Source organism: Pantoea sp. EKM101V, from assembly GCF_011800325.1.
In the GTDB taxonomy this organism is placed as follows: Bacteria; Pseudomonadota; Gammaproteobacteria; order Enterobacterales; family Enterobacteriaceae; genus Pantoea; species Pantoea anthophila.
In genome coordinates this window covers 51,613-74,741 of the sequence record NZ_JAALFP010000008.1, presented here as the reverse complement: position 1 = coordinate 74,741, position 23,129 = coordinate 51,613, and the positions used below count along the sequence as shown (strand labels likewise).

22 protein-coding genes are annotated in these 23,129 nt (G+C 58.8%); 8 read left to right on the top strand and 14 right to left on the bottom strand.

Going from position 1 to position 23,129, the window contains the following annotated elements; translation table 11 throughout:
- Positions 1–2 precede the first annotated feature (2 nt).
- Entirely contained in the window at positions 3–764 is a 762-nt protein-coding gene (locus tag HFD92_RS14035) for a DeoR/GlpR family DNA-binding transcription regulator (protein ID WP_046101239.1), read from the top strand.
- Between the two features lie 47 nt (positions 765–811).
- Here the strand turns inward: HFD92_RS14035 and speD are convergent, their stop codons facing one another.
- From speD to HFD92_RS14020, 3 genes are all read right to left on the bottom strand, one after another.
- On the bottom strand, positions 812–1,627 hold the full coding sequence (gene speD, locus HFD92_RS14030; protein ID WP_009092072.1) for an adenosylmethionine decarboxylase: 816 nt from the start codon (positions 1,625–1,627) through the stop codon (positions 812–814).
- Positions 1,628–1,649: 22 nt separating this feature from the next.
- Entirely contained in the window at positions 1,650–2,513 is an 864-nt protein-coding gene (gene speE / locus HFD92_RS14025; RefSeq protein WP_046101240.1) for a polyamine aminopropyltransferase, read from the bottom strand.
- A gap of 101 nt (positions 2,514–2,614) precedes the next feature.
- A complete protein-coding gene (locus HFD92_RS14020) occupies positions 2,615–2,962 on the bottom strand; it encodes a YacC family pilotin-like protein (RefSeq protein ID WP_009092068.1) in 348 nt (115 codons plus the stop codon).
- 181 nt (positions 2,963–3,143) lie between these two features.
- On the opposite strand from HFD92_RS14020, the gene cueO reads away from it, so the two are divergent.
- Positions 3,144–4,775, top strand: coding sequence for a multicopper oxidase CueO (cueO, locus tag HFD92_RS14015; RefSeq protein ID WP_167429126.1), 1,632 nt, complete (start codon positions 3,144–3,146; stop codon positions 4,773–4,775).
- Here cueO and HFD92_RS14010 read toward each other — a convergent pair whose 3' ends face one another.
- Positions 4,776–6,059 carry a cystathionine gamma-synthase family protein gene (locus tag HFD92_RS14010; RefSeq protein ID WP_009092062.1) on the bottom strand — a complete coding sequence of 428 codons (1,284 nt, stop codon included), beginning with the start codon at positions 6,057–6,059 and terminating at the stop codon, positions 4,776–4,778.
- Positions 6,060–6,294: 235 nt separating this feature from the next.
- Here HFD92_RS14010 and hpt point away from each other — a divergent pair, with 235 nt between their 5' ends.
- Positions 6,295–6,831 carry a hypoxanthine phosphoribosyltransferase gene (gene hpt, locus HFD92_RS14005; protein ID WP_009092060.1) on the top strand — a complete coding sequence of 179 codons (537 nt, stop codon included), beginning with the start codon at positions 6,295–6,297 and terminating at the stop codon, positions 6,829–6,831.
- A gap of 80 nt (positions 6,832–6,911) precedes the next feature.
- Here the strand turns inward: hpt and can are convergent, their stop codons facing one another.
- A complete protein-coding gene (gene can / locus HFD92_RS14000) occupies positions 6,912–7,568 on the bottom strand; it encodes a carbonate dehydratase (protein ID WP_033736612.1) in 657 nt (218 codons plus the stop codon).
- 108 nt (positions 7,569–7,676) lie between these two features.
- Between can and HFD92_RS13995 the strand changes: the two genes are divergently transcribed.
- From HFD92_RS13995 to HFD92_RS13985, 3 genes are all read left to right on the top strand, one after another.
- Entirely contained in the window at positions 7,677–8,606 is a 930-nt protein-coding gene (locus tag HFD92_RS13995) for an ABC transporter ATP-binding protein (RefSeq protein WP_009092057.1), read from the top strand.
- On the top strand, positions 8,603–9,373 hold the full coding sequence (locus tag HFD92_RS13990; RefSeq protein ID WP_009092055.1) for an ABC transporter permease: 771 nt from the start codon (positions 8,603–8,605) through the stop codon (positions 9,371–9,373). The genes HFD92_RS13995 and HFD92_RS13990 overlap by 4 nt, the downstream gene beginning before the upstream one ends.
- A 420-nt stretch (positions 9,374–9,793) precedes the next feature.
- The gene (locus HFD92_RS13985; RefSeq protein WP_009092052.1) at positions 9,794–10,807 is read left to right on the top strand and encodes an acyltransferase family protein; all 1,014 of its coding nucleotides are present in this window, start codon (positions 9,794–9,796) and stop codon (positions 10,805–10,807) included.
- 55 nt (positions 10,808–10,862) lie between these two features.
- Here HFD92_RS13985 and panD read toward each other — a convergent pair whose 3' ends face one another.
- From panD to thpR, 9 genes are all read right to left on the bottom strand, one after another.
- Entirely contained in the window at positions 10,863–11,243 is a 381-nt protein-coding gene (gene panD, locus HFD92_RS13980) for an aspartate 1-decarboxylase (protein WP_167429125.1), read from the bottom strand.
- Between the two features lie 47 nt (positions 11,244–11,290).
- Positions 11,291–12,145 carry a pantoate--beta-alanine ligase gene (gene panC, locus HFD92_RS13975; RefSeq protein ID WP_046101244.1) on the bottom strand — a complete coding sequence of 285 codons (855 nt, stop codon included), beginning with the start codon at positions 12,143–12,145 and terminating at the stop codon, positions 11,291–11,293.
- 15 nt (positions 12,146–12,160) lie between these two features.
- Positions 12,161–12,955 carry a 3-methyl-2-oxobutanoate hydroxymethyltransferase gene (gene panB, locus HFD92_RS13970; protein WP_046101245.1) on the bottom strand — a complete coding sequence of 265 codons (795 nt, stop codon included), beginning with the start codon at positions 12,953–12,955 and terminating at the stop codon, positions 12,161–12,163.
- An 83-nt stretch (positions 12,956–13,038) separates the two neighbouring features.
- Positions 13,039–13,524, bottom strand: coding sequence for a 2-amino-4-hydroxy-6-hydroxymethyldihydropteridine diphosphokinase (gene folK / locus HFD92_RS13965; protein ID WP_046101246.1), 486 nt, complete (start codon positions 13,522–13,524; stop codon positions 13,039–13,041).
- Positions 13,521–14,939 (bottom strand): polynucleotide adenylyltransferase PcnB, encoded by a 1,419-nt coding sequence (pcnB, locus tag HFD92_RS13960; RefSeq protein WP_208971008.1) that lies wholly within the window; start codon positions 14,937–14,939, stop codon positions 13,521–13,523. Before pcnB ends, folK begins: the two co-directional genes overlap by 4 nt.
- An 88-nt stretch (positions 14,940–15,027) precedes the next feature.
- Complete coding sequence (gene gluQRS / locus HFD92_RS13955) at positions 15,028–15,906, bottom strand: tRNA glutamyl-Q(34) synthetase GluQRS (protein ID WP_111208510.1); 879 nt, start codon at positions 15,904–15,906, stop codon at positions 15,028–15,030.
- Between the two features lie 73 nt (positions 15,907–15,979).
- A complete protein-coding gene (gene dksA, locus HFD92_RS13950; RefSeq protein ID WP_008925615.1) occupies positions 15,980–16,435 on the bottom strand; it encodes an RNA polymerase-binding protein DksA in 456 nt (151 codons plus the stop codon).
- Positions 16,436–16,682: 247 nt separating this feature from the next.
- Positions 16,683–17,387 (bottom strand): DNA/RNA nuclease SfsA, encoded by a 705-nt coding sequence (gene sfsA / locus HFD92_RS13945; protein ID WP_058957914.1) that lies wholly within the window; start codon positions 17,385–17,387, stop codon positions 16,683–16,685.
- The gene (gene thpR / locus HFD92_RS13940; protein WP_111208509.1) at positions 17,365–17,922 is read right to left on the bottom strand and encodes an RNA 2',3'-cyclic phosphodiesterase; all 558 of its coding nucleotides are present in this window, start codon (positions 17,920–17,922) and stop codon (positions 17,365–17,367) included. Before thpR ends, sfsA begins: the two co-directional genes overlap by 23 nt.
- A gap of 36 nt (positions 17,923–17,958) precedes the next feature.
- Between thpR and hrpB the strand changes: the two genes are divergently transcribed.
- Positions 17,959–20,442: an ATP-dependent helicase HrpB gene (hrpB, locus tag HFD92_RS13935; protein WP_167429124.1), complete on the top strand. Its 2,484-nt coding sequence runs from the start codon at positions 17,959–17,961 to the stop codon at positions 20,440–20,442.
- 98 nt (positions 20,443–20,540) lie between these two features.
- Positions 20,541–23,072 (top strand): bifunctional glycosyl transferase/transpeptidase, encoded by a 2,532-nt coding sequence (mrcB, locus tag HFD92_RS13930; RefSeq protein ID WP_009092030.1) that lies wholly within the window; start codon positions 20,541–20,543, stop codon positions 23,070–23,072.
- The last annotated feature ends 57 nt before the right edge of the window (positions 23,073–23,129 follow it).

Here is a 23,129-nt window from a genome sequence, read left to right as displayed (position 1 = left end):
ATATGAAGGGACAGAGCCGTCTTGACCAGATTATGGATTATCTGAAAAGCCATAATCTGGTGACTGTTGAGCAACTGGTCAGTGCGATCTCCGCCTCACCCGCCACGATTCGCCGTGATTTGATCAAGCTGGATAAAGAGGGCGTGATCAGCCGCAGTCACGGTGGTGTCACCCTGAATCGGTTTATTCCCGCCCAGCCGACCACCCTGGAGAAGATGCAGCGTCACCTGGCGGAGAAGCAGGCCATTGCGGAGTGCGCCGCCAGCTTTGTCCGGGCAGGCGATGCCATCGTGCTGGATGCCGGCACCACCATGCTGGAACTGGCGCGTCAGCTGACGCATCTGCCGCTGCGGGTGATCACGGCCGATCTGCACATTGCGCTGTTTCTGTCGGAATTTAAGCAGATTGAGGTGACGATTATCGGCGGGCGGATTGATGACTCCAGTCAGTCCTGCGTGGGCGAACATGGACGCCGGTTGCTGCGCAGCATCAATCCCGATATCGCCTTCGTCAGCTGTAACTCCTGGAGCCTGGAGCGCGGCATCACCACGCCGACCGAGGAGAAAGCGGGGCTGAAACATGACCTGCTGGCCAATGCGGCTCGCCGGGTTCTGCTGGCGGACAGCAGCAAATATGGTTCCTGGTCGCTGTTCTGCGCGGCACCGCTGGATGAGCTGACCGACGTGGTTACAGACAGCGGTTTAGAGGACGCGGTCTGCCGCACGCTGCGCGAGCGCGGCATTGCGCTCGCGCTGACAGCCTGAGAGACAGTACGCGCAGGTTACCGCCGGTAACGCTGCGCGCCTGGTGATTACAGCGTCTTCAGACCGACAGAAGGGATGTTTCTGCCGTAGTAGATCTCACGCATCTCTTTCCACAGCAGGTCGGTGATGCGTTTGTGCTCCTGCGGGCTGAGATCTTCCGGACGGGTGTTAAACAGGTAGTGCTTCAGCTCAAACTCTTTCAGCAACATCTTGGTGTGGAAGATGTTTTCCTGATAGACGTTCACATCCACCATGTCATACATCGCCTTCATATCCTCAGACATGAAGTTCTGAATCGAATTAATCTCGTGGTCGATAAAGTGCTTCATCCCTTTCACGTCACGGGTAAAGCCGCGCACCCGGTAATCGACGGTGACGATGTCTGACTCCAGCTGGTGGATCAGGTAGTTCAGCGCTTTCAGCGGTGAGATCACGCCACAGGTGGAGACTTCAATATCCGCGCGGAACGTGCAGAGTCCGCCTTCAGGGTGGCTCTCCGGGTAGGTGTGCACGCAGATATGGCTCTTATCCAGATGGGCCACCACCGAGTTGGGCAGGGGACCCGGATGTTCTGAGTTATCGATATCTTTTGGATCGATCGGCTCTTCGCTGACCAGAATCGTGACGCTGGCTCCCTGCGGCTCATAATCCTGACGCGCGATGTTCAGCACGTTGGCACCGATGATGGAGCAGGTCTCGGTCAGGATCTCCGTCAGGCGATTCGCGTTATATTGTTCATCGATATAGGCGATGTACCCATCGCGTTCAGCTTCAGTATTCGCATAGCAGATATCGTAAATACAAAAACTCAGGCTTTTTGTCAGGTTGTTGAAGCCATGTAGTTTTAGCTTTTGCAATTTCATTCACCCCCTTAGAAATGTGCTGTCAGCACGCGGCAGACAGCGCATTCAACAGATATTGTGGCAGGGCAAAGCTGCCGGTATGGATGGCTGGCGTGTAGTAACGGCAGGCCAGGCCAGCGGCCTCGAAACGCGCCTGTAGCGTGGCGGTATCCAGGTGGCGCAGCGCCGGATTGTCGCTCGCCCAGGCAAACGTCATGATGCCGCCGTAGTAGGTCGGGATCGCGGCCTGATAGAAGCTGACATCCGCAAAGTAGTGACCCAGCTTGCGATGGCTGTTTACCGCCTCATCCTGCTGCAGGAAACAGACGCCATTCTGTGCCACAAAGATGCCATTTTCATTAAGGGCCGCTTTGCAGCCGGCATAAAATTCAGAGGTGAACAGACTCTCGCCCGGACCAATCGGATCGGTACAGTCGGAGATGATCACATCGAATTTTTCCTGCGTCTGATTGACGAAGTTTACCCCGTCATCGATCACCAGCGTAAAGCGCGGATCGTCATAGGCGCCTGCGCTGTGGTTCGGCAGGTACTGGCGGCAAAAGGTCACGACGCCCGCATCGATCTCCACCATGGTAATCTTTTCGATCTGAGAATGACGCGACACTTCACGCAGCATCGCACCGTCACCACCGCCAATGATCAGCACGCTCTTCGCGGCGCCGTGCGCCAGCAGGGGAACGTGAGTCATCATTTCATGATAGATAAATTCGTCACGCTCGGTCGTCTGAACCACACCGTCCAGCGCCATGACGCGACCCATCGCGGCATTTTCGAAAATGATTAAATCCTGATGCGCAGTCTTTTCACGGTACAGCTCTTTGTCTACCGTAAAATACTGGCCAAAACCGGCATGAAGGGTTTCATGCCACGTTTCATTGTGGGCCATGGTGCTCTCCTCTGATGTCGCCATGAAGATGGGCGGCACATCATAGCTAACACTGACCGTGGTTGCACGGTCAAATGTCCGGCAGCAGAGGGCGGGGGGCGTTACCTGACGTAAGCCAGCAGGCTCAGTGAATCGCGGGCCAGAGACTTGCACTTTTTGTCGTTGGTGATGGCGATGCCGCTGAGGTCGCGATAGCTCTCTTCGCCCAGCGCTTTCATGTTGTAGTTGCTGTAGTTGCTTAAATCCCAGCGGTTCTGCTGAGCAAAAAAGACCAGCGCTTTGCGAATCTGCGCGTCCGGAAGATCCTGATAGCCACAATCATTTTTCAGATAGACGAAAACCGCCGTGAGATCCGCCAGATCTTCCGCTTCGGATTCACTCAGGGCAAAACTGGTGGAGGAGAAGCCAAGGAGTCCCGTCAGCAGCAGGATCTTGATGCTTTGCTTCATAGTCGTTCTCTTCAATGGATATTGTTAATGACGTTAGCATAGTTGCTCTCAGGTTTTCGATTAATTTGCCGTGGTGAGCCGCTGCGCCGCCTTTTTTCGTCAGATTCTCACGGGTAGCGCTTGACCTTCCCATAAGGTCAGGGTTTAGGCTGTGCGCTCTGATGCCACAAGGATGATCACCATGCAACGTCGCCACTTCCTGAAACTCACCGCCGCACTGAGTGCAGCCGGAGCGTTACCGCTCTGGAGCCGTTCGCTGATGGCGGCACCCCGTCCGCTGCTGCCGATTCCCTCTCTGCTGGAACCCGACGCCAGAGGCACATACAGCCTTACCGCCATGCAGGGGAGCACGCAGTGGAACGGCAAAGCGGTGCCGACCTGGGGCTACAACGGCAGCCTGCTGGGGCCGGTACTGCGGCTGCAGCGCGGCCAGCCGGTGACGGTGAACATTCATAACCGGCTCAGCGAAGCGACCACGCTGCACTGGCACGGGCTGGAAATCCCTGGCGCGGTGGATGGCGGACCGCAGGCGGCGATAGCCCCCGGCGGCTCGCGTCAGGTCTCCTTCACGCCCGATCAGCCCGCCGCAACCTGCTGGTATCACCCCCATCTGCACGGCAAAACCGGGCATCAGGTGGCGCAGGGGCTGGCGGGCCTGATCCTGCTGGAAGATAAAGAGAGCGGCACACTGCGGCTGCCTGTGCAGTGGGGCGTGGATGATGTGCCGCTGATTTTTCAGGATAAGCAGCTGACTCAGGATGGCCGCCATATCGACTATCAGCTCGACGTAATGCGCGCGGCGGTAGGCTGGTTTGGTGACATGATGCTGACTAACGGGGCGCACTATCCGCAGCATGCGGTGCCGCGCGGCTGGCTGCGTCTGCGCCTGCTCAACGGCTGTAATGCCCGGTCGCTGCACGTTGCCGCCAGCGATAAACGCCCTCTCTATGTGATCGCCAGCGACGGCGGTCTGCTGGCGGAGCCGGTCAGCGTCGACGCGTTGCCGATCCTGCCGGGCGAGCGCTTTGAGGTGATGATCGACACCTCCGACGGCAAAACCTTTGATCTGGTGACGCTGCCCACCGATCAGATGGGGATGACGCTGCCGCCATTCGATCAGCCGCTGCCGCTGGTGCAGATCCTGCCGCTGCGGGTGATGGCCAGTGCCACGCTGCCGGATCGGCTGGCGACGCTGCCCGCTCTGCCCGCGACAGAGGGGCTGCACACCCGCTGGCTGCAGCTGATGATGGACCCGCAGCTGGACCAGCAGGGGATGCAGGCGCTGATGCAGCGCTATGGCGAGAAAGCGATGGGGAAAGGCGGGCATCACGCGATGCCGCAGACGCAGGGAAAAGCCGGGGAGACGGGCGACCATCCGGCGATGGCGCAGGCGCACGGCTCATCCGCCGCGCCAATGGATCACAGCATGCACGGTATGGCGGGTATGGCGCAGCCAGCGGGTTATGATTTCCGAAACGGCAATAAAATCAACGGTCAGGCATTTGATATGATGAAACCGTCGTTTGCGGTGAAACTGGGCGACTATGAGAAGTGGACGATCTCCGGCGAAGGCGATGCGATGCTGCATCCGTTTCATATTCACGGCACGCAGTTCCGCATTCTCTCCGAGAATGGCAAACCGCCAGCGCCCCATCGCCAGGGCTGGAAAGATATGGTCAATGTCGACGGCTGGCGCAGTGAAGTGCTGGTGCGCTTCAACTATGTCGCCGCCGCCGAACACGCTTATATGGCCCACTGTCATCTGCTGGAGCATGAAGATACCGGCATGATGCTGGGCTTTACCGTGAGCTGATTACGCCTGCTCCAGCGCCAGCTTCACATCTTCAATCAGGTCGCCCGCGTTCTCAATGCCAATCGACAGCCGCACCGTGGCGTCAGTGATACCGATTCGCTGACGCACCGCCTGCGGCACGCCGGAGTGGGTGGTGCTGCCCGGATGGCTGGCCAGCGACTCGGTGCCGCCCAGGCTCACCGCCTGCTTGAACAGCGACAGCGCGTTGAGGAAACGGAACGCCGCAGGCTGGCCGCCGACGATATCGAACGAGAAGGTCGAACCGGCGCCGCTGCACTGCTCGCGATACGTTTTGCCCTCGGCGCTCTCCGCGTCGAGATAGGGCAGCCAGTGCAGCTTCGCCACTTTCGGGTGATCGCGCAGAAACGCCGCCACGGCTTCCGCATTCTGCCAGGCCTTTTCCATGCGCAGCGACAGCGTTTCCAGCGATCGGCTGAGCATCCAGCTTGAGTGCGGATCCAGCTGGGTGCCGATGGCGCTGCGCAGGGCGCGCACTTTTGCCATCAGTGCTTTGCTGCCCATCGCCGCCCCCGCAATCAGGTCCGAATGTCCCCCCACATATTTAGTCAGCGAGTAGAGCGAGAGATCCGCGCCCAGGGTCAGCGGCTGCTGGAACAGCGGGCCGAGCAGCGTGTTGTCACAGGCGATAATGGGTCGGGAGCCCTGCTGCTGGTCAATCTCATCAGCGATACGCGCCATCAGACGAATGTTGACCAGGCTGTTGGTGGGATTCGCCGGGGTTTCAATCAGGATAATCGCCACGCGGCCCTGCGCCATCGCCTGCTGTGCCGCCTCACGCACTCTGGCCTCATCATTGCCGTCGCTGAAGCCGACCGCGCCAATCTCCAGATTGTGCAGCGTCTTGCTGAGCAGGGTTTCGGTGCCGCCATACAGCGGCTGGGAGTGCAGGATCACCTCGCCGGGACGGGCAAAGGTCAGCAGGGTGGTGGCGATAGCGGCCATGCCGGAGGAGAAAAGCGAACAGCTCTCCGCCTGCTCATAGACGGCCAGCCGATCCTCCACGATTTCGCTGTTAGGGTGGTTAAAGCGGGAGTAGACCAGCCCGCCCGATTTGCCCTCTGGCGGCTCGCGCCGGCCGGAGACGTAATCGAAGAAATCGCGTCCCTCTTCGGCGCTGTCGAAGACAAAGGTGGAGGTCAGAAAGACCGGCGGCTTCACCGCGCCTTCTGACAGGCGGGGATCGTAGCCATAGTTCAGCATCTGCGTTTCAGGGTGCAGCGGCCTGTCGCCGATATGCGTTTTCTTGCTTGAAGGTGAAGTCATTGTGATCTCCGGCCTGCGGCGCGAGTAGGGTAACGATATGTTGGATAAAGGCTACCATGCAGCGAATCATGCTGGTAAATGCCGTAATGTTCTAAGGTAATGCGCATTTGAGCCAGCCGCAGACGGCCGTGAACAATTTTCGCGACGTAATCGTTTGCCTGCGCTGCGGCGCAGCCGACGCGGCGGCGTCTGTGATAGACTTCGGGGCTTTTCTGACGTAACCGGGCTGAACGCAATGAAACACACTGTTGAAGTGATGATCCCTGAACAGGCAATCGCCACGCGCATCGCTGAACTGGGCAAAGAGATTACCGATCACTACCGCGACAGCGGCAGCGATATGGTGCTGGTGGGGCTGCTGCGCGGCTCATTCATGTTCATGGCTGACCTGTGTCGCGCCATTGAGGTGCCGCATGAAGTCGATTTTATGACCGCCTCCAGTTACGGCAGCGGCATGTCCAGCTCACGTGATGTGAAAATCCTGAAAGATCTGGACGAGGACATTCGCGGCAAGGATGTGCTGATCGTCGAAGATATCATTGATTCCGGCAACACCCTGAGCAAAGTGCGGGAGATCCTGCAGCTGCGTCAGCCAAAATCACTGGCGATCTGCACCCTGCTGGATAAGCCTGAACGCCGCGAAGTCGAGGTTAACGTTGAGTATGTCGGCTTCGCCATTCCCGATGAATTTGTGGTGGGCTTTGGTATCGACTACGCCCAGCACTATCGCCATCTGCCTTACATCGGCAAAGTGGTGCCGCTGGAATCCTGACAGCGCATAACCGCACATTCTTCCAAGGCCTGCACCCTCCGACTGGTGTAGGCTATGTCGCGTTTTGCGCCGCGATCGGTTCAGGCTTCGACCTTCATCTGCAGACTGGCGATGCCGTTGCGGTAGCGCTGTTCCAGGATCTCCCGACTGTCTGCCGTGACATCAAGGTTACGCAGGCAGCCGTCCTGAATGCCGTAAACCCAGCCGTGCAGTGAGACTTTCTGCCCGCGTTTCCAGGCAGATTGCACTACGGTCGAGTGTCCCAGGTTATAGACCTGTTCAATCACGTTGATTTCACACAGTTTGTCCAGGCGCTTATCCGGCGGGAGTTCCCCCAGCAACACGCTATGCTTGTACCAGAGGTCGCGGATGTGCAGCAGCCAGTTGTCGATCAACCCCAGCTCCGGGTTATCCATCGCGGCCTGCACGCCGCCGCAGCCGTAGTGGCCGCACACGATGACGTGTTCAACTTCCAGCACTTCAATAGCGTACTGCACCACGGACAGACAGTTCAGATCGGTGTGGATCACCAGATTGGCGACGTTGCGGTGAACAAAGAGTTCGCCCGGTTCAAGTCCGGTCAGGCGTTCGGCAGGAACACGACTGTCTGAGCAGCCGATCCACAGGAAGCGCGGTTTTTGTGCCTGGGCGAGCCGCTCAAAAAAGCCGGGATCTTCTTCAATCAGTAATTTTGACCATTCGCGGTTGTTACTGATCAGGGTGTTAATGTCTGTCATGGCGTTGAGCGACCGGTTACTGCGCAAGGTGCGCGCGCGTACTATATGCCAGGGCTGACTAAATTTAAACGGCATTACGATGCCACCAAAACAGGGTATGGATGCAGAATGACATATGCACTGGAACTTTCTCAGCTGACCAAGACCTATCCCGGCGGCGTACAGGCGCTGAAGGGCATCGATCTTAACGTTGAAGCGGGTGACTTTTATGCGCTGCTGGGGCCAAACGGTGCCGGTAAATCCACCACCATCGGGATTATCAGTTCGCTGGTCAATAAATCCGGCGGCAGCGTGCGGGTGTTTGGCTACGACCTGCAAAAAGATGTGGTGAATGCCAAGCGCCAGCTCGGCCTGGTGCCACAGGAGTTTAACTTTAACCCGTTTGAGACGGTGATGCAGATCGTCGTTAACCAGGCGGGTTACTACGGCGTCGGACGGCGTGAGGCCAATCAGCGGGCGGAGAAGTACCTGAAACAGCTCGATCTGTGGGGAAAACGCAGTGAACGGGCGCGCATGCTCTCCGGCGGGATGAAACGCCGTCTGATGATCGCCCGCGCGCTGATGCATGAGCCCAAACTGCTGATTCTGGATGAGCCGACGGCGGGGGTCGATATCGAACTGCGGCGCTCAATGTGGGGGTTCCTGAAAGATCTGAATGCCAAAGGCACCACCATCATTCTCACCACCCACTATCTGGAAGAGGCGGAGATGTTGTGCCGCAACATCGGCATCATCCAGAGCGGTGAGCTGGTGGAAAACACCTCGATGAAAGGGCTGCTGTCCAAGCTGAAATCAGAAACCTTTATCCTCGATCTGGCGCCGCGCAGTCCGCTGCCCGCGCTGGAAGGATTCCAGTATCGCCTGACGGATACCTCCACGCTGGAGGTGGAAGTGCTGCGTGAGCAGGGGCTGAACAGCGTCTTCAGCCAGCTGAGTGCGCAGGGGGTGCAGGTACTGAGTATGCGAAATAAAGCGAACCGTCTGGAAGAGCTGTTCGTTGGCCTGACGACGCAGGGAAAAACAGGAGCAAAAGCATGACACATTTGTACTGGGTGGCGCTGAAAAGTATCTGGGCCAAAGAGATTAACCGTTTTGCCCGCATCTGGATCCAGACGCTGGTGCCGCCGGTGATCACCATGACGCTCTATTTCATCATCTTCGGTAACCTGATCGGGTCACGCATTGGTGAGATGCACGGCTTCAGCTATATGCAGTTTATCGTGCCGGGATTGATCATGATGGCGGTAATTACCAACGCCTATGCTAACGTCGCATCCTCATTCTTCAGTGCCAAATTCCAGCGCAACATTGAAGAGCTGCTGGTCGCGCCGGTGCCGACCCACATCATTATTGCGGGGTATGTCGGCGGCGGCGTGGCGCGTGGTGTCTGCGTCGGGGTTCTGGTCACGGCCATTTCGCTCTTCTTCGTGCCGTTTCACGTTCACTCCTGGACGATGGTGGCGGTGACGCTGCTGCTGACCGCGATTCTGTTTTCACTGGCCGGTCTGCTGAACGCCGTGTTTGCCCGGACCTTTGACGATATCAGCCTGATCCCGACCTTTGTGCTGACGCCGCTGACCTATCTGGGTGGCGTGTTCTATTCGCTGAGTCTGCTGCCGCCATTCTGGCAGGCCGTTTCGAAGCTGAACCCTATCGTCTATATGATCAGCGGTTTCCGCTATGGCTTCCTGGGCATTAATGACGTGCCGCTGGCCTTTACGCTTTCGGTATTGATCGCGTTTATTCTGGTCTTTTACGGGCTGGTCTATGCGCTGATTCAGCGCGGACGCGGATTACGCACCTGACGAAACCTTTACCGAAGCCACGCAGCGAAACGCGCGTGGCTTTTTTATTGCTGGATAAAAAATCGCCGCCTTTTCCGGTTGTCACTGGCCTTAAAAAACGATCCTTTCTTCTGCTCCGCCTCTCTTTTTTCACGCGATTGCGGAAAATAGCCGCCTTTTTCGCCCTCCTGATAAAAAATAACCCTAAGCATTATCTGATATTAAAGTGGAACCGGTTTCTATCTTAATGATTCTCCACTGTTAAATTTTTTTTAAGATTAGCCTTAAGCCCCGACTGTTGTTTATTTCAGCGCGAGTGATCAGAATACCGCCGAATAAGGTTATTCCTCTGCTCAGGGACGAAAGGGCGGGAATGGAGTGTCTGTAATAAGAAGAATGGTCGCACATTCAGGGCCAGTTTTTAATCAAAGGCAGGAAAAGATGAATCGTATAACGTGGATCGACAATCTGCGGGGATTGAGTATTCTCGCAATCATTTTTTTGCACAGTACTATCGCTGTCCATAACAATGCCGGTCATTTTACCGCCTTCAGCAGCCTGCTAAATGAGATGCTGGCACCGGTAAGGCTGGGGCTGATGTTTTTTGTGTCGGGCTTATTTGTCGATGCCGGATTAAGAAAAGGCCTGGGTCCTTTTTTTAATAACAAGGTGCGCAGTATTCTCTATCCGTTCGTGGTCTGGGTGGCAGTTTATGGCGGGCTGAAAATTCTGTTCAGCTCAATGGCCAATACGCCGCAATCGCCGATGAATATTATTCTCTCTCACCTGACCGGCGGCGGCGATATGACCTGGTTCCTGCATTCGCTGTTTATCTTCTTTATTGTGATTATCTTTGCCCGCCATCTGCCGTTCCTGCTGGTGTTCGGCATCTGTATGGCGCTGAGCTGGGCATTGCCAGCCATTGACCCGGACGGCGTGTTTGCCAGTTTCGATAACAGCCACATTAATAAATCCCTTTATCTGTTTGTTTTCTTCTATCTGGGCGATTACGTGGTGAGAAAGCAGGTGGATATCGCGGAGAAAGTGCAGCACGGTCCGACCCTGCTCATTTCGGTGGCCAGTTTTGCGCTGCTCTCCTGCCTGAATATTTTTGTGCTGGATCGTCATTCGCAGGCATTACTCTCACCGCTGGCACTGCTGTCGGTTCCGTTCTTTGTCTGGATTGCGCTGAAGCTGAAGTCTGAACTGGTTTATTATATCGGCGTCAATTCTATCGTCTTCTACCTGTCGCATTATCTGGCGATTCAGTTCTTCAGCAAGATTGTGAAATTTGAAAGCCCGTCCGCCTGGGTTAACGATCTGAAGTTTATTTCGGCTTTCCTGGTGGCGCTGGCGTTACCCTGGACGCTCTGTCTGATGAGAAAACGTGGCTGGTTTAATTTCCTCTTTACGATGAAAAAACCGTCGAAGCCGCTGGCGGCCAAACCGGTTTAACGGAAATAACCGCAAAGAAAAAGGGCCGGCCGTATCACGGGCGGCCCTTTTTTTATCAGGCGATCTGTACCGGCAGCGCTTTTGCCAGACGCTTCATCTGGTTGTCACCCTCAAAATAGGCGACCTTAGGCTGCCACTGACGCGCTTCCGCATCTTCAACCTGCACATAGGAGCAGATAATTAAAATATCGTCCTGGCAGGCGCAGCGGGCGGCCGCACCATTCACCGAAATGATCTTTGAGCCACGCTCAGCCGCGATAGCATAGGTGGAAAAACGCTGACCGTTGGTGACGTTATAAATATCGATCGCTTCATATTGCAGAATGCCGGAAGCATCCAGGAAATCCTGATCGATTGCGCAGGAACCTTCGTAATTGAGGTCCGCCTGCGTCACTTTCACGCGGTGTAATTTGCCTTGCAGAACAGTGCGAATCATAGCCAGAAACCTTGTCAGAGAAATAAAGTAATCTGTAGCGGGTGAGCTTACAGCGTCAGGTCAACGGTTTGGTTGTCAATCAGGCGGGCATTGCCCAGCCAGGCGGCCATCAGCACGACAGCGCGCTGGCTGTCCACCGTCAGCGGCTGCAGCGTTTCCGCATCGCAGATCGCCAGGCCATCAGGACGCAATCCCTGCGCGACCAGCGCCTCACTGGCCGCCTCGATAATCTCTTCAACATGGCGCTCGCCGTTTTCCAGCCGCGTCGCCATCTGACGCATCACCTGGCTCAGCACCGGGGCCAGCTGACGCTCATCGGCCGTCAGGTAGCCGTTGCGCGAACTCAGCGCCAGACCATCCGCAGCCCGTACGGTAGGCACGCCGACAATTTCAATGTCAAAGCCCATATCGGCCACCATCTTACGAATGATAGCCAGCTGCTGAAAATCCTTTTCACCGAAACAGGCAATGTCGGGCTGCACCAGATTAAAGAGTTTGCTGACGATGGTGGCCACGCCGCGAAAATGGCCCGGACGGGTCGCGCCCTCAAGCAGAGAGGAGAGCACCGGCACCTCAACAAAGGTCTGATTCTGCGCGCCCTGCGGATAGACTTCAGCCGGCGAGGGGGCAAAGACGACATCCACCTGATGGCGGTTCAGCTTTTCGCAATCTTCCTGCAGCGTGCGCGGATAACGGGCCAGGTCGTCTGCCCGGTCAAACTGCATCGGATTCACGAAGATCGACACAATCACGATGTCGCCGCGCGCCCGCGCCTCATCCACCAGCGTCAGATGCCCTTCATGCAGGTTGCCCATGGTCGGCACCAGCGCAATACGTTTACCCTGCTGACGCCAGCGACGGACTTCCTGGCGCAGCATCAGCAGCGTTTCAATGATCAACACGGTGACTCTCCCGAATTACTGAAAACTGTGCTCGGCCGCCGGGTAGGTGCCGGCTTCAACTTCAGCGATATAGTGGCGAATCGCCGCGCGAACATCGCCGCTCTCCGCCAGGAAATTTTTGGCAAATTTAGGGATGTGGCCGCCGGTCACGCCCAGGGCGTCATGCATCACCAGAATCTGTCCATCGGTGACGTTACCGGCACCAATGCCGATCACCGGAATAGTGAGGGCGGCGGTGATCCGCCGGGCCAGCGAGACCGGCACGCACTCCAGCACCATCAGCTGTGCGCCCGCGGCTTCCAGCGCCAGCGCGTCGGCCAGCAGCTGCTCGGCTCCCGCTTCATCACGCCCCTGGACTTTATAACCGCCAAAGATATTGACCGACTGCGGCGTCAGCCCCAGGTGACCACACACCGGCACCGCCCGCTCGGTCAGCATCCGGACGGTTTCAGCCAGCCAGCTGCCGCCTTCCAGTTTGACCATGTTGGCTCCGGCGCGCATCAGCTGCGCAGCGTTGTCAAAGGTCTGTGCCGGCGTGGCATAGCTCATAAAGGGCAGGTCAGCGAGCAGCAGCGCCTGCGGCGCGCCACGGCGCACGGCGGCGGTGTGATAGGCGATGTCGCTGACCGTCACCGGCAGCGTTGAGTCATGCCCCTGAATCGTCATACCTAACGAATCGCCAACCAGTAGCACCTGAATGCCTTCATCGGCAAACAGGCGGGCAAAACTGAAATCGTAGGCGGTCAGCGTCGCGAATTTTTTACCGCTGGCTTTCGCCTGACGCAGATGTGAAATCGTGGTGGGTTTCATGGCGCTCTCAACTCAGGAATTCTGATGGGCGCAGTTTACTGGATAGCGTCAGAGAGCGGAATCAGAGAGTTGTGTTTGTCTGCTCAGCGCGGCCACAGGGTGATGCTGCGGCTGTCGAGCGTGGCCAGAATCGTGCTGAGCGCGCGGCCATCCGGCAGGCGAACATCCGGCGCAATCGCCAGCAGCGGCACCAGCATAAACGCCCGATTCAGCAGGTCATAGTGCGGCACCGTCAGCCGTTCGCTGTTGATCACCGCCTCGCCAAACAGCATCAGATCGATATCCAGCGTGCGCGGTCCCCAGCGCTCCGCCTTTCGCACCCGGCCATGCTCCTGCTCAATGCGCTGGGTGTGGTCCAGCAGCGCTTCTGCGCTGAGATCGGTCTCCAGCGCCACGGCGGCATTCAGGAAGTCGGGCTGATCAGGCGGGCCATAGGGCGGCGTGCGGTAGAAGGGCGAGGTGGCAATGCGCTGCGTCTGCGGCAACGCATCCAGGGCGCGAAGCGCTGCATCAACCTGATGCAGCGGATCGGCCAGGTTACTGCCTAATGCCAGGTAAACCCGGGTCATGAGGCGTTCTGGTTGTCACGACGCGGCGCGGAAGAACGGCGGCGCGGACGACGCGATTTATGGCGCGGCACCGGATCGTCGCCGAGGTTGTTCAGCATGTTTTTCTGCTGCGGCGGCGCGGCGACCTGGAATTCGCCCCACCACTGGCTCAGACGCAGCAGTTCCGGGTTATTTTCTACTTCCGCCCGCAGCGCCAGCAGATCGTAAGCGGCGCGGAATTTCGGATGCTCCATCAGTTTCCAGGCGCGTTTACCGTGACGGCGCGACATGCGTAGCTGCAGCAGCCAGATATCGCGGATCAGCGAGGTGATGCGCTTCGGAATCGCCAGCGCACGGCAGGCTTCATCCAGCGTATCATTCATCGCCATCGCAAAGGCTTCAAAGTAGGTCAGGCCACTTTCCTGCGCAATGCGCTCTGCCGCTTCCAGCTGCGGATACCAGAACATCGCGGCAAACAGAAACGCCGGATTCACGCGCATGTCATTCTGAATGCGGTTATCAGTGTTTTTCAGCACCTGCGCCAGCATGCGCTCCATGTGGCTGTCGCTGTTTTCCGTGAAGTTGCGCGCCAGCGTCGGGAACAGCGGCTGGAACAGCTGATATTCACAGAGCTTCAGATAGGTGCTGTAGCCGTAGCCCGCCTGAAGCAGCTTCAGCGACTCTTCAAACAGGCGAGCCGGTGGAATATCACGCAGCAGCGAGGCCAGACGCGGGATCGGCTCTGCCGTTTCCGGCGCAATGCGCATATTAAGCTTCGCAGCAAAGCGCGCCACGCGCAGCATACGGACCGGGTCTTCGCGGTAACGGGTTTCCGGATCGCCAATCAGGCGGATGATGCCCTGTTCCAGATCGCTGATGCCGCCCACGTAGTCACGCACTGTGAAATCCGCCACGCTGTAGTAGAGGCTGTTGATGGTGAGATCGCGGCGCTGAGCATCATCTTCAATCGAACCGAAAATGTTGTCGCGCAGCAGCATGCCGCTCTGGGCGCGCTGCGAGCTGTTGCGATCCTCGGCCATCTCTTCCGCCTGATGATGTCCACGGAAGGTGGCAACTTCGATCACTTCCGGGCCAAACATCACGTGTGCCAGACGGAAACGGCGACCGACCAGACGGCAGTTGCGGAACAGCTTGCGCATCTGCTCAGGCGTGGCGTTGGTCGTCACATCGAAATCTTTCGGTTTTTGCCCCAGTAGCAAATCGCGCACGCCACCGCCTACCAGATAGGCTTCATAACCGGCTTTATTGAGGCGATAGAGCACTTTGAGGGCATTTTCGCTGATGTCTTTACGTGAGATGGTATGGCTTTCACGAGGGATGATGGTCATAAGACGCTCTGGTTCAACCTCTGCTGGGGCTTCCTCTTCATCACGCTTCAGGACTTTCCGGCAAAAATTAGCTACTCGGGTAAAAATGGGACACCTCGACAGTGGCATAAAAAGGGTGTAGGTAAAATCAGCGGCTAATCATAGCCTGTTGAGAACCGTTTGAGAATGCTGTTGTCTATGCATCCGGTTTCAGGGCGTTCTCCTGCGGCATCAAAGCGATATTCCACTGCGACACCGCATCAGACAGCAGTTTGTCCTGCGTTAAGTCCTGCCAGCCGGGTGAAACAGGCTGTCCGAGAAAGCGCAACGCCGCCACTAACAGCGGCCGGGCGTCGCCATCCGGCAGCGACGGCGCATGATTCTGCTTCGACAGCTTATTACCGTCGTGATTAAGCGCCAGCGGCAGGTGCAGCCAGGCGGGCACCGTCCAGCCGAACTGCTGATAAAGCGCAATCTGCCGCACGGTCGGCTCAATGAGATCGGCGCCGCGCACCACTTCAGTAATCCCCTGAAAGTGATCGTCAACCACCACCGCCAGGTTATAGGCAAACAGCCCGTCGCGCCGGTGAATAATAAAATCTTCCTCTGCCAGCCCCCTGTCCGCCTCAACGTGACCGCGCAGCCGATCCTCAAAGGCAAAAATCGGGGCATGCTGACGTAAACGCAGCGCAGCATTCTCCGGCCCGCGATGCCGATCGCGGCAGTAGCCATCATAGAAACCGCCAATCTCCTGAATGCGGCGCCGCGGGCAGGTGCAGAAATAGCTCTGACGATGCTGCTGCAGCCAGGCCAGCGCTTCCCGGTAGGCTTCATGACGCTGCGACTGCCACAGCACCTCACCATCCCACGCCAGTCCATAGTGCGCCAGCTGATGCAGGATACGATCTGCAGCCCCCGGCACTTCGCGTGGCGGGTCGATATCTTCAATCCGCACCCGCCAGAGCCCGTTCTGCGCACGCGCGCTCAGGTAACTGCCCAGCGCAGCAATCAGCGAGCCGAAATGGAGTTCACCAGAAGGAGAGGGGGCGAAGCGACCGATACAGGAGGATGACATAGGTTTCAGAAGTGACCACGCAGCGGACAGGACAACAGGTGTACCGCTGCGTGGCAACAGGCTGGACGCGGCATCAGCCGGCCATTTGTTTCTCACGAATTTCTGCTAAGGTCTTACAGTCGATGCAGAGATCGGCGGTAGGACGCGCTTCGAGACGGCGGATACCGATCTCTACGCCACAGGAATCGCAATAGCCGAAGTCGTCATCTTCCACTTTCTTCAGCGTCTTCTCGATCTTTTTAATCAGTTTACGTTCGCGATCGCGGTTACGCAGCTCCAGGCTGAACTCCTCTTCCTGCGCGGCACGGTCTACCGGGTCCGGGAAGTTAGCAGCTTCATCCTGCATGTGCGATACGGTACGATCGACTTCGTCCCGCAATTGATTACGCCAGGCTTCCAGAATCTTGCGAAAATGGGTCAGCTGCGCGTCGTTCATATACTCTTCGCCCGGTTTCACCTGGTAAGGTTCGACGCCGGCGATAGCGAGAATACTCAGGGACGATGTTTTACGGTTTTGACCTTCTTGCATGTTGCTTCTCCTGGATAACACGCACTATACCCTTCGACTTGCGTCTCGCAGGGGCGTTGCTGCCAGCCTGCATTTGACATCTGCGGGGTACATCGATCCCCCATTGGGGAAAAAAACAGGCCGCTATAAATAACAGAAGCAGTCAGGGTTGGCAATTCTTCGTGAACACACCTTGACAAGCCTGTGAGGAACAGCGTAGTTGGCCCCCGATTCTGAGCATTCTTACCACATAAAATTGCAAAAGATATTACAAGGTTACGTTAACCGGCGTTTTAAGAACTATTCCCGCCGCGGATAAGTCTGCCTGATACGCGAAAACCTCTACACCCTCTCGCTGCGCCTGAGCCAGTTGTTCTGCATACGCCGCATCAATGTGGCGTGCCGGGGAAACGTCCTCAATCCCCGAGTGCAGAACGGCAAACAACAAAACGGCCCGATGACCCTCTGCCGCAACCGTCGCCAGTTCGCGCAGGTGTTTCTGTCCTCGAATCGTCACCGCATCCGGAAAATAACCTTTACCTTCATGTAAAAGGGTTACGGATTTCACCTCAATATAGCAGTTGCGTCGGCCCTCTGCTCTGAGCAGGAAATCAATTCTGCTTTTTTCACTGCCATATCTGACTTCCGCCTGACGCTGGGCATAACCGGTCAGTTCCGCTATCCGGTTCTGGTCCAGCGCTTCGGCTACCAGTTGATTCGCACGCAGCGTATTGACGCAGATCCACTCTCCCGCCTGCGTCTCGGTCAGCTCCCAGCTGTGCGGGTATTTCCGCGTCAGGCTGCCGGAGGTGGAGTACCAGACCCGATCGCCTGGGGTGGCGCAGCCGGTCATGGCGCCAGTGTTGGCGCAGTGAATCGTCAGCTGCTCGCCCTCGGGCGTCACGACATCGGCCAGGAAGCGCTTGTAGCGGGCGATCAGGCGGGCGGGTTTAAGAGGAGGAGAGAAGTGCATGGGGATCCTGAGAGCGTAACGGCCAGCTGGCCAGGGTGCGATAACGGGTACGGCCCCGGCTGTACTCCGAGGCAAACAGCGAAAACGCCGGGACATGAAAACGCCAGTGAAAGCCGCGCGGCGGCAGCGCCACGGGCTGTGTCGCCTGGCGTAACAGCGTGATGTGCGGATGAAACGGCTGCGGGCTCTGGTGGCAGCCGTGCCGGGCAGCCTGGGCCCGCAGCAGGCTGGCGAGCTGTAACAGACCGCGTGGGGCGCGCTGGCAGCCGAGCCAGACCACACCGGGGCGCGGCCAGTGTCCGGCATCATCCAGCTCGAGATCGAAGCCGGGCTGATCAATGCGCGATGCCAGCGTCTGCAGGCGCCGGGAGGTCTCCGGCGCGACCTCGCCGAGAAACGCCAGCGTCAGATGCAGGCTGGCGGCGGCCACCGGCTGGCCCGCCTCCGCAGGGAAGGTGTCGGCCCGCCAGCGCACCAGCTGTTGCTGCATCGCGTCAGGCAGGCTGATGGCAAAAAATAAGCGTTGTGTCGCCATGGCGCTCTCCGGCAAATATCACGGATGGATGCTACAATGCGCGCCATCTTAGCACAGGCAGAAGCGGAGTTTGCTGTGAGCGATTTACCGGTCAGCGCGGTGCTGCCTGACATTCTGGCGGCGCTGAGCCACGCCCCTCAAATCCTGCTGGCCGCACCGACGGGGGCGGGCAAATCGACCTGGCTGCCGCTGCAGCTATTACAGCAGGCGGCGCTGCCGGGGCGAATCATTATGCTGGAACCACGGCGGCTGGCGGCGCGCAACGTAGCGCAACGGCTGGCGGAGCAGCTCGGCGAGCAGCCGGGGGCGACGGTAGGATTCAGGATGCGCGGCGAAAGCTGCGTCGGACCAGAGACGCGACTGGAAGTGGTGACCGAAGGCATGCTGACGCGCATGCTTCAGCACGACCCGATGCTGGAGGGTGTGTCGCTGGTGATCCTGGATGAGTTTCACGAGCGCAGCCTGCAGGCCGATCTGGCGCTGGCGCTGCTGCTTGATGTGCAGCAGGGGCTGCGCGACGACCTCAGAATCCTGCTGATGTCCGCCACGCTGGACAATTCCCGGCTGGCGGCGCTGCTGCCCGACGCCCCGCTGATCGTCTCAGAAGGACGCAGCTTTCCGGTGGAGCGGCGCTATGCGTCGCTGAACCAGACGGTGCGTTTCGAAGAGGCGGTAGCGCGTGAAGTTGCCCAGCTGCTGCGGGAGGAGAGCGGTTCGCTGCTGCTGTTTCTGCCGGGCGTGGCGGAGATCGAACGGGTGAAGCGCGAACTGGAAGCGCGCATCAGCGACGACGTGGATCTGACGCCGCTCTACGGTGCGCTGCCGCTGGCGGCACAGCGCCGGGCAATTCAGCCCGCCCCGGCCGGACGCCGCAAAGTGGTGCTCGCCACCAATATTGCCGAAACCAGTCTGACCATTGAGGGGATCCGGCTGGTGGTCGACAGCGCACTGGAACGCAGCGCCCTGTTCGATGCCCGCAGTGGCGTGACGCGTCTGCAGACCCAGCGCATCAGCCAGGCGTCGATGATCCAGCGTGCGGGCCGCGCCGGGCGCCTGATGCCGGGGATCTGCCTGCATTTACTGCCGCAGGAGCAGGCCGCCCGCGCGGCCGCGCAGATCGAGCCGGAGATCATGAACAGCGATCTCTCCTCGCTGTGGCTGGATCTGCTGCAGTGGGGCTGCACCCAGCCGCAACAGCTGCAGTGGCTGGATCAGCCACCGGTGAAAAACCTGGCGGCGGCCCGGCAGCAGTTAACCCGTCTGGGGGCACTGGATGACCATGGCCTGCTGAATACCCTGGGGCGACGCATGGCACAGCTGGGCAGCGATCCGCGCCTGGCGGCGATGCTCTGTGCGGCGGGCGACGAGGCGGATGCGGTCGCCAGCGCCGCACTGCTGGTGGCGATTCTGGAAGAGCCACCCCGCAGCGGCAGCGCCGATCTGCGCGATGCGCTGCACCGGCCTCAGGCACACTGGCAGCGGCGGGCGCAGCAGTGGCAGCAGCGACTGAAGGTGCGAGGCGGACGGGTCGATGAGGATCGTTTCGCTGGCTTGCTGGCGGTGGGGTTTGGCGATCGGCTGGCGCGGCGACGCGACCAGAGCGGCCGCTATCAGCTCGCCAACGGGCTGGGAGCCAGGCTGGATGAGCAGGATGGCCTGACGCGTCATGAATGGCTGATCGCGCCTGCCCTGTTACAGAGCAGCGCCGCGCCGGATGCCCGGATGCTGCTGGCTCTGCCGGTCGACATTGAGGCGCTGTGCCAGCAGCGGCCCGCCCTGGTTGAGCGCCGCACCGAGGTTGAGTGGGATGAAGAGAAGGGCACGCTGCGCGCCCTGAAGCGTGAGCAGATTGGCGCACTGATACTCCGGACGCAGCCGATGGCAAAGCCGGAACCGGCGGTGCTGCACGCGGCGATGCTGCGCTGGATTGCGGAAAAGGGGCTATCCGTGCTCGGCTGGACGTCAGAGGCAGAGCAGCTGCGGGTGCGTATCCAGTGTGCGGCGCAGTGGCTGCCGGAAGAGGGCTGGCCTGGTGTCGATGATGCGGCACTGCTTGAACGTCTGCCGGAGTGGCTGCTGCCGCAGATGACCACGGTGCGCGATCTCCGCAGCCTGCAGGCGGTAAACCTGACCTCCGCACTCTTACATTTACTCACATGGTCACAACGTCAGCGGCTGGATAGTGCGCTGCCAACTCATTACACTGTGCCGACCGGAAGCCGGCTGCCGATTCGCTACGATGCGGAGAAGCCGCCCGCGCTGGCGGTACGGATTCAGGAGATGTTTGGCGAAGCGCAGAACCCCACCGTAGCGGAAGGCCGCATCCCGCTGGTGCTGGAGCTGTTATCGCCCGCCCAGCGGCCGTTGCAGATTACCCGCGATCTGGCGGCGTTCTGGCGCGGTGCCTGGCCGGAGGTCAGGAAAGAGATGAAGGGACGGTATCCGAAACACCTCTGGCCCGACGATCCGGCTACCGCCTTGCCAACAAGGCGAACCAAAAAAATGTCCCCGCAGGGTTGAGTCCACTGGATCGAATTCAGAGGGTTCTGCCATGCGTTATGCGAGAAAGCAGTTAGAGTAGCGGCGCTGCCGTAAGCACTGCCTGGAGAAGAAAAGTAATGTCTGGGAACGATCGCGAACCAATAGGGCGCAAAGGTAAAGCGTTGCCGCCGCGCAGCAGTGCGGGGCGGGGACGACGCAGGGATATCGAACAGGATATCGACCAGGACGATTTTAATGATGACGAGGAGGAAGCGCCGGTGCCACGTAAAGGTAAAGGTGGAAAACCGCCGCGCGGCAAACGCCGTTGGCTGGGATGGGTAATTAAACTGTTCCTGGTGTTTGTGGTGGTTATGGCCGCGTGGGGCATCTACCTCGACTCGGAAATTCGCAGCCGTATCGACGGTAAAGTGTGGCAACTGCCCGCCACCGTCTATGGCCGCATGGTCAGCCTCGAACCGGGCATGGCCTACAACAAAAGTGAAATGGTCGCCCTGCTGGAAGGCACCCAGTATCGCGAAGTGTCGCGCATTACCCGTCCCGGCGAGTTCTCGGTGAAGGGCAACACGATTGAGCTGCTGCGTCGTCCGTTTGATTTCCCCGACAGTAAAGAGGGGCAGATCCATGCACGCATGAGCTTCAGCAAGGATGAGCTGAGCGAGATTAAAAACCTCGAAACCGGTCGCGATTTTGGCTTCTTCCGCCTCGATCCCCGGCTGATCACCATGCTGCAGTCGCCTAATGGCGAACAGCGACTCTTCGTGCCCCGCGCCGGTTTCCCGGATCTGCTGGTCGATACGCTGATTGCCACCGAAGATCGCCATTTCTATGAGCATGACGGCATCAGCCCTTACTCGATTGGCCGTGCCTTCCTGGCGAACATCACCGCCGGCAAAGCGGTGCAGGGCGGCAGTACGCTGACGCAGCAGCTGGTGAAGAACCTGTTCCTCACCAACGAGCGTTCGCTGTGGCGAAAAGCGCGTGAAGCCTACATGGCGGTGATCATGGATGCGCGCTACAGCAAAGATCGCATCCTGGAGCTCTACCTGAACGAGGTCTATCTCGGCCAGGCGGGCAGCGATCAGATCCGCGGTTTCCCGCTGGCGAGCCTCTACTACTTTGGCCGTCCGGTCGATGAGCTGAGTCTGGATCAGCAGGCGATGCTGGTCGGCATGGTAAAAGGTGCCTCGCTCTACAACCCATGGCGCAACCCGAAACTGGCGCTGGAGCGACGCAACCTGGTGCTGCGCCTGCTGCAGCAGCAGAAGGTGATCGATCAGGAGCTGTATGACATGTTGTCGGCGCGTCCGCTGGGCGTGCAGCCAAAAGGCGGCGTGATCACGCCGCAGCCTGCCTTTATGCAGATGGTGCGTAACGAACTGCAGGCGAAACTGGGTGATAAGATCAAAGATCTCTCCGGGGTGAAAATCTTCACCACGCTGGACCCGGTGTCGCAGGATGCGGCGGAAAAAGCGGTGGTTGACGGGATTCCGACGCTGAAAAAACAGCGCGGCCTGAAGGATCTGGAAACGGCGATGGTGGTGGTTGACCGCTTCAGTGGCGAAGTGCGCGCCATGGTCGGCGGTGCCGATCCGCAGTACGCCGGGTACAACCGTGCGCTGCAGGCGCGCCGTTCGATTGGCTCACTGGCGAAGCCGGCGACCTATCTGACCGCGCTGAGTCAGCCTAATAGCTACCGTCTCAACAGCTGGATCGCCGATGAGCCGATTGCGCTGAAGCAGCCCAACGGCAGCCTCTGGAAACCGATGAACGACGATCGTCGCTTCAGCGGCAAAGTGATGCTGGTGGATGCGCTCACCAACTCCATGAACGTGCCGACGGTGAACCTCGGTATGACGCTGGGGCTGGATGCGGTGGTGGACACCTGGACGAAGCTGGGCGTGGCGAAGGATCAGCTCAATCCGGTGCCTGCCATGCTGCTGGGTGCACTGAACCTGACGCCGGTTGAAGTGGCGCAGGCGTTCCAGTCGATTGCCAGCGGCGGTAACCGCGCTGAGCTCTCGGCGGTGCGGTCGGTGATCGCCGAAGATGGCAGCGTGCTCTATCAGAGCTATCCGCAGGCGCAGCGCGTGGAACCGGCTCAGGCCGCCTATCTGACGCTCTATACCCTGCAGCAGGTCGCCGATCATGGCACCGCCCGTGCGCTGGGCGCGCGTTTCCCGAATGCGCATCTGGCCGGGAAAACCGGGACCACCAACGATCTGATCGACAGCTGGTTTGCCGGTATTGATGGCAAAGAAGTGGCGATCACCTGGGTGGGACGCGACAACAACCAGCCGACCAAACTCTACGGTGCCAGCGGTGCGATGCAGATCTACCGTCGCTACCTCGATAATCAGGCGCCGATGCCGCTGCAACTGACGCCGCCGGAAGATGTCTCGCTGATGAACATCGACTCTGCCGGTAACTTTGTCTGCGGCACGGGCAGCAGTACCTGGCGCGCGCTGCCGGTCTGGGCGCTGGATCCGAATGCGCTGTGTCAGCAACAGCAGCAACAGGTTCAGCAGCAGCAACAGCTGTTCGATCAGCAGCAGCAACAGCAGCAACAGCAGCAGCCGACCCAGCAACCGCAGGAGCAGAAAGAGAGCGACGGCGTAGCAGGGTGGATAAAAGATATGTTTGGCAAATAAATCGGCCAGATGGGTTAAAAAGGGCGCTTCGGCGCCCTTTTTTTGTGGTCTTTTATT